At 64.0% G+C, this 6,198-nt stretch carries 4 protein-coding genes and 1 tRNA gene; 2 read left to right on the top strand and 3 right to left on the bottom strand.

What is annotated here, in order from left to right; translation table 11 throughout:
• Nucleotides 1-360: 360 nt before the first annotated feature.
• Both ACERNI_RS17210 and ACERNI_RS17205 read right to left on the bottom strand, forming a co-directional pair.
• Nucleotides 361-1,551 (bottom strand): acyl-CoA dehydrogenase family protein, encoded by a 1,191-nt coding sequence (locus ACERNI_RS17210; RefSeq protein WP_448834462.1) that lies wholly within the window; start codon nt 1,549-1,551, stop codon nt 361-363.
• Complete coding sequence (locus tag ACERNI_RS17205) at nt 1,548-2,591, bottom strand: acyl-CoA dehydrogenase family protein (RefSeq protein ID WP_448834461.1); 1,044 nt, start codon at nt 2,589-2,591, stop codon at nt 1,548-1,550. The genes ACERNI_RS17210 and ACERNI_RS17205 overlap by 4 nt, the downstream gene beginning before the upstream one ends.
• A gap of 764 nt (nt 2,592-3,355) precedes the next feature.
• Here ACERNI_RS17205 and ACERNI_RS17200 point away from each other — a divergent pair.
• Both ACERNI_RS17200 and ACERNI_RS17195 read left to right on the top strand, forming a co-directional pair.
• Nucleotides 3,356-4,468, top strand: coding sequence for a linear amide C-N hydrolase (locus ACERNI_RS17200; protein ID WP_448834460.1), 1,113 nt, complete (start codon nt 3,356-3,358; stop codon nt 4,466-4,468).
• Between the two features lie 175 nt (nt 4,469-4,643).
• Nucleotides 4,644-5,741 (top strand): patatin-like phospholipase family protein, encoded by a 1,098-nt coding sequence (locus ACERNI_RS17195; protein ID WP_448834459.1) that lies wholly within the window; start codon nt 4,644-4,646, stop codon nt 5,739-5,741.
• 238 nt (nt 5,742-5,979) lie between these two features.
• Here ACERNI_RS17195 and ACERNI_RS17190 read toward each other — a convergent pair.
• Nucleotides 5,980-6,056: transfer RNA gene (locus ACERNI_RS17190), tRNA-Met, on the bottom strand.
• Nucleotides 6,057-6,198: the final 142 nt, after the last annotated feature.

The raw sequence follows: 6,198 nt of genomic DNA, 5'->3' as shown, positions 1-6,198 counted from the left end.
ACAAAGGCCAGATTGGCCGCAGCGACCAGCGAAGCGGCGTGGGCGCCGCCTTGCAGGGGACCGTGGCGGGCGCAACCCGTCCAGGGCGACGAATCTCGTGCGCATCGCGTCACTTTCACCTGGTTGAGGGGAGCTTTGCGTGAACTGGCCGCCATCCCGGCCATCGCGCAGCCGGACGTCGCAGGCGCCCGCCAGCGCCGCCTGATCCGCGACGGCTGGCAGGCGCATGCTCGCTCTGTCACAAAGCAGACCGCCCTTGCCGGCTGCCTGACTGTTGACACGTGGCGGCTGGCCACGGGCCCGCCAGGCGGAGGGAGCCGATCGCCCCGTCCGAACAGCTTTTCGGCGATTCCCGGCGGCCTATCGGCCAGCGACCACCGCCGAGAACGCCACGTCGCGATCAACCTCTGGCTCTCTTGGCAGGTCCAGCACGCGCTCGCCGATGATATTGCGCTGGATCTGGTCGGTGCCGCCGCCGATTGAAGTGAAATAGGCGTTGAGGCTGAGGAAATTGGCGTCTTCGGCGCGCGGGTGATCAGGCCCTTGCAGCAGGCTCTCCGGTCCGAGCAGCGCCGTGCGCACGCGGCCTTCCTCATGCAGGATCCGGCTCATGGCCAGCTTGCCAAGGGACATGATCGACGACGACGTGCCCTGCTTGAGCTCCGCCTTGGCCCGGCGGGTATTCAGGCTGTTGAGCATGCGCCATGCAATCACCTGGGCCACGTCCTGGCGGACCAGCGGGTCCGACAGTTTTCCGGCCTCGCGCGCGAGTTCCAGCAAAGCGGCGTCGCCATGGGCTTCCTTCGCGCCGGATCTCGCCCCGCGCGCCGCATCGCCCATCACCGAGCGTTCATAGGCCAGCGCAGTCTGCAACACGCCCCAGCCGCCGCCGAGATTGCCGAGCAGGTTCTCATCGGGGATGAAGGCGTCGTCGATGAACACCTCGTTGAAATGGGTTTCATCAGTGATTTGCCGCAGTGGGCGCACGTCGACGCCCTTCTGGCGCATGGGCATGAAGAAGAAGCTGATGCCCTTGTGCTTCGGCACGCTCCAGTCGGTGCGGGCGATCAGCATGCCATAGTCGGCGATATGGGCGCCGGAGGTCCACACTTTCTGACCGGTGACGCGCCAGCCGCCCTCCACCTTGTCGGCGCGGGTGCGGATCGCAGCCAGATCGCTGCCGGCGCCGGGCTCGGAATACAGCAGGCACATGCCCACCTCACCCGACAGGAGCTTCGGCACGATCTGCCGTTTGAAGGTCTCGGTGGCATGCGCCAGCGCCGTGTTGGCCCACAGATTGGAGCGGTCCTGGCCGGTTCCTGGCGCCTTGGCTTCGGCAAAGCAATTCTCGACGATGCGCGCCTGGGCGTCGCTGAGACCGCGGCCATACCATTCCGCCGGCCAGCGCGGCGCGGCCCAGCCGGCGTCCCGCACCTTCGCCAGCCATTCAGCGCGGGGATCAGGCCCGAAGCGCTCCGTGCGCGGCGGCGCGCCGCGCCAGTTGGCCGCCAGCCATGTGGTGACTTCCGCCTTCAGTTCTTCGTCCGTCATGACTGCGCCTCCAGGGCCTGGATGAAACGTTCGCGCCAGTGGCTGCTGTCGCCAAACAATTGCGCGCCGGAGCGGGCGCGGCGCAGGTACAGATGGGCCGGGTGCTCCCAGGTAAAGGCGATGCCGCCATGCATCTGCACGCCGTCCTTCGCACAACGCACGTAGGCATCGGCGCAGGCAAAGGCCGCCAGGGCCAGCGCGCTGTCACGATCCGCCGCGTCGCCGGCAAGCTGCTCCGCCGCGTTGCGCGCCGCGCTGGTGGCGCTTTCCGCTTCCAGCAACAGGTCAGCGGCCATATGCTTGATTGCCTGAAAGCTGCCGATGGCCCGTCCGAACTGCCGGCGCTCACGGGCATAATCCACCGTGAATTCCAGCACCCGGCGGGCGCCGCCCGCCTGATCGCCGGCCAGGGCCAGCAACCCGACAGCGAGCGCGCCGGCAACCCGCGACCCGTCGCCAATCCGCTCGGCCGGGCCTGCAACATGCAGATCCGCCAGACGGCGCGTGCGGTCGAAAACCGGCAGTGACGTGGCGCTGAAAGCATCGCGCTCCACCGCATAAACACCATCCGCGCCGGCCAGCAACACCAGATCGGCGATCTGCCCGTCCGGCACGAAGCGGGCGATACCCTCAGCCCGGCCTCCAGCGATGCGGACGTCGCTCCGCCCCGTCCAGTCATGCGCGCCAAGCGGCGCGACGGCGACGATCAGTTCGCCGGCGGCCAGCGCCTGGGCGCGCGCGCCATCGAGCAACATGGCGGCCATCGCCGTGGAGATCATCGGCGCCGACGACAGGGCGGCTCCAAGCTCCTCCATCACCAGCTCAAGCTCAACCGGGCCCAGTCCCGAGCCGCCATTGGCTTCGCTGACGAGCATGCCAGCCACGCCCAGGTCGGCGAGTTCGCGCCACAGGGCGTTGTCATGCCCCGTGTCGCTGGCCATGACCCGCCGTACGTCGGCTTCGGCGCACCGGTCGGCGAGGAGCCGCCGCACGCTGTCGCGCAACGCGGTTCGTTCTTCGTGTGTCATAACCTGCGTCATGCAAGCGCCTCTCTCCCAGGGGCGCTGTTACGCCCGCGTCATTGTCCGGCCTGTTATTGTCTGGTTCACGCCGGCCTGCGCAGCAGGTTAGCCCGTATTGGCGTGTCGCAGCCAGCGCCGATACGCAGGATCATCCGCGAGTGGCGCCGCCGCGAACGGCGCGAACCCACCCAGGGCTGATCCACATTCAGGATTTCCCCACCGGTTTGTGGCTGGTTCACAGGGCGCCGCTTTCACGCGTATGGCGGCCATGAGCCCAGGGGCCATGAACGGGATGAGCGCATCAGCTGGACAAGGGACAGTGGGGGACAATTGCGCCGCTGCCGCCGGATAAAGTGACAGCCTCCAGAACACCGGCCCTGATAACAGGCGGTTCGTGGACAGCCGCTCCGTTGCGGGCATTATAGCAGTTGAAATAGACCAAATCGGCCCGCGCTCAAAACACAAACCCCTGATATCCGGAATTTGTTGAAATCAAGCTTGAACTGAACATTGAAAGTCGGACCAGGAAGCACGCGCACAACAGCAATCATCACTGAGAATCCGCCCGCGCCAACACGAAATCTGGATAACGGTTATTTGTAAATTAAGCTAAATAGAAATTATTTTCACGCAACACTGAATTTTTCGTGAAAATTTAATGTAAACAATCCGCTGCAACTCATGTAATGCGCAACACAGCTCCCGCAGAATCCATTGACGACCCCCATGGCTGTGATAACGGTTTCACACAGCCTCAGGCGGCTTCATCCAGTGGAGATGCCATGCGTCGTCGACTGACAGGTTTCGCAGGCGCTGGGCTCGCTTTGCTCATCGCCCTGACCCTCCCGATCCAGCAAACCTTGGCCTGTACATCCTTCCTGCTCAAAGCAGCGGACGGCGGTTTCGTTTATGGACGTACGCTGGAGTTCAGCCTGCCCCTCAATTCCTCAATGCTGGTGATGCCGCGCAACTTTCCGTATGCCGGCACAGGACCCGGTGGTCAGGCGGCCGGCGGCCTTCCCTGGGTGACGAAATACGGCGTCGCGGGCGCCAATGCGTTTGGGATGCCGGTCTTCGTCGATGGCGTGAATGAAGCAGGCCTGGCTGGCGGCATGCTCTATCTTCCTGGCCTCGCGCAATATCAGGACGTGCCGCCGTCGGAAGCCAGTACCTCGATCGCCGCTCACGAAGTACTGACCTATATTCTCACCAATTTTGCCAGCGTGGCCGAGGTGAAGGAAGGGCTGCCGAAGATCCGGGTGAACAAGGCGATTGTCACGCAGCTCCGGATGCCGGCGCCGATGCATGTGACGGTACATGACGCTAGCGGCGCAAGCCTCGTGATCGAATACATCGGCGGTCAGCTCCAGTTGCACGATAATCCCACGACGGTGATGACCAATGCCCCGGCCTTCGACTGGCAGATCGCCAATCTCGGCAATTATCTTGCCCTGTCGCGTTACAACCCGGAGCCGCTGAAAGTTGGCTCACTGACGATTTCGCCCCCGAGCACCGGGGCGGGAGCGCCGGGACTTCCGGGCGACATGTCATCGCCATCCCGCTTCGTGCGGGCCTTCATGTATGCCCGCGCCGCGCCGGTTCTGGAAACAGGCGCGCAGACAGTGAACCTCGCGTTTCACATCCTCAACAACTTCGACCTTCCCCCCGGCATGGTGCGAACGAAGGCAGATTCACAGAGCGGCGGCGGCGTGACGGGGATCGAGATTACCGAATGGACTTCGGTGATCGATCTCAAGGCCCGCCGTTACTACATTCGCACCTACGAAAACAGCCAGATCCAGGTGCTGGATCTGGCCACGGCGCCGCTGGATGGCAAGACCCTCAAAATGTTCCCCCTCACCCGGCCCGCGTCAACGGTGAGCATACTCGATTGAGGTGAGCGCCGGCCGCCATATGCGCCGGCGCATCCATTTGGGCCGGCGTCGATCATGCGGACACCGATACGATCGCGCGCTTTGGCGCCTCATCATGGCCGGGATGGGCGCTTCCCGGCCTGGATCGTTAGCCAGAGCCAATGAACCTGGTTCATCCCGGGTTCCCATCTCAACCTTGAACAACGGCAACACCATGCTTTCTCGCCGACATCTCTTCCACGCAGCGGCCGGCGTCACTGCGTCCGCCATGCTCCCCGGAGCCGTCAGTGGCGCCAGCGCCGCCGGGTCCGGCGCCGGGCAAACGGCCCCGTCAGCCTCCAGCAAACTGTTCGACGGCGACGGGCTCGTCCGGCCGCTGCCCGACAAGCCGGCCGTTTCCGATCTGGCGCGCGGCCTTGACCGGACCATGGTGCTTGGCGGCGGCGGTGAATACTACGTTGCCTGGTATTGCGGCTTCTTTCACGGGCTTCTCGAGCAGGGCGTTGATCCGTCGGTTGCCGAGATGGTTGTGGGCACCTCTGCGGGTTCCTATGCGGGCGCATCCCTGCTGTCCGGCCGCTTCTGGCAACTCCGCTCCGAGTTCGATTTTTTCAGCCACTTCCCGGCGCTCTTCGCCAGGCTCGCTCCCGTCTCGGCGCCCAACGCCAGCCAGCAGCGGGCCCGGGAAATCAACTTTGCCGCCAGGGACGGCAGTCCGGAGACCATCCGGGCAATCGGCCATGCGTCCCTCGCCGCCGCCAACCATCTCAACGGCGATGGCGTGGGCCGTCTTGCATGGCTGCTGACGGGGGCCAGTCGAACCGACTGGCCCGTGGAGAAAATGTTTACGACGGCAAATGACTGTTACACAGGTGAGCGCCTCGTCGTGCACCAGGCGGTGGCCAGGAAGAACGGCATCCCGCTCGCCCATGCAGCAGCAGCCAGTTCGTCGCTTCCCGGTGTCATGGGCCCTACGCTCCTGGGACAGCGCTTCGGCATGGATGGGGGCATCTCCAAAAGCTGGGCGCACACCGATCTGGTCGCGGGATCGAAGCGCGCCATCGTCATCACCCTTACCAACGGATATGAGGGGTCCCTCCTCAGTGGCATCCCCCACAATATCTACAATGAGATCTCGGCGCTGGAATCTACCGGCACGAAAGCCATGCTCATTATCGCCGGAACGCCGCCTGATGTGGATCTACTCGACCCCAGGCAGATCGCGCCGGCCCTGAAGGCCGGATATGACAGGTCAAAAATCGAAGCGCCACAGATCAGAAATTTTTGGGCCTGACGCCCCTGTGGGGGCCAGCAACATCTGACCTCCATTTCAGGATCCGGATCCGCAGTATGGATCATGCGCTACCAAACGCCGCGCGAGAACGATGAAAGCAACGTCAGAGGGTGGATTTACCCGGTCCCGTCCCTTCTCCATTGGACTGAGGGAGATGTTGCCCCCTCCCCGTGCGCGTAGCCGAGTGCTCCAAAAGGAAAACCCCCGGACGCCAATGCGTTCGGGGGTTATTGTGTTTTGGTTGCGGGGGCTGGATTTGAACCAGCGACCTTCAGGTTATGAGCCTGACGAGCTACCGGGCTGCTCCACCCCGCGTCAACTTTTGTGGAAGCTTTGAGCTGCATCCCGGTTATTTTGGGTTGCCAGTTCCGCTTCGCATCACAGGGCGGCTGCTCCACCCCGCGTCAACTTTGTCACTTGAGTGTGTCGGGTCTTCGGTCCCTCTGGAGGGAGGGAG

Source organism: Camelimonas sp. ID_303_24, assembly GCF_053543495.1.
The sequence above is the reverse complement of the archived record's forward strand: the minus strand, read 5'-3'. Positions and strand labels throughout refer to the sequence as shown.

What these genes read in the sequence shown, in the direction of transcription:
- ACERNI_RS17205 (WP_448834461.1), bottom strand. Translation starts at nt 2,591, where the DNA reads ATGACGCAGGTTATGACACACGAAGAACGAACCGCGTTGCGCGACAGC.
- ACERNI_RS17210 (WP_448834462.1), bottom strand. Translation starts at nt 1,551, where the DNA reads ATGACGGACGAAGAACTGAAGGCGGAAGTCACCACATGGCTGGCGGCC.
- ACERNI_RS17200 (WP_448834460.1), top strand. Translation starts at nt 3,356, where the DNA reads ATGCGTCGTCGACTGACAGGTTTCGCAGGCGCTGGGCTCGCTTTGCTC.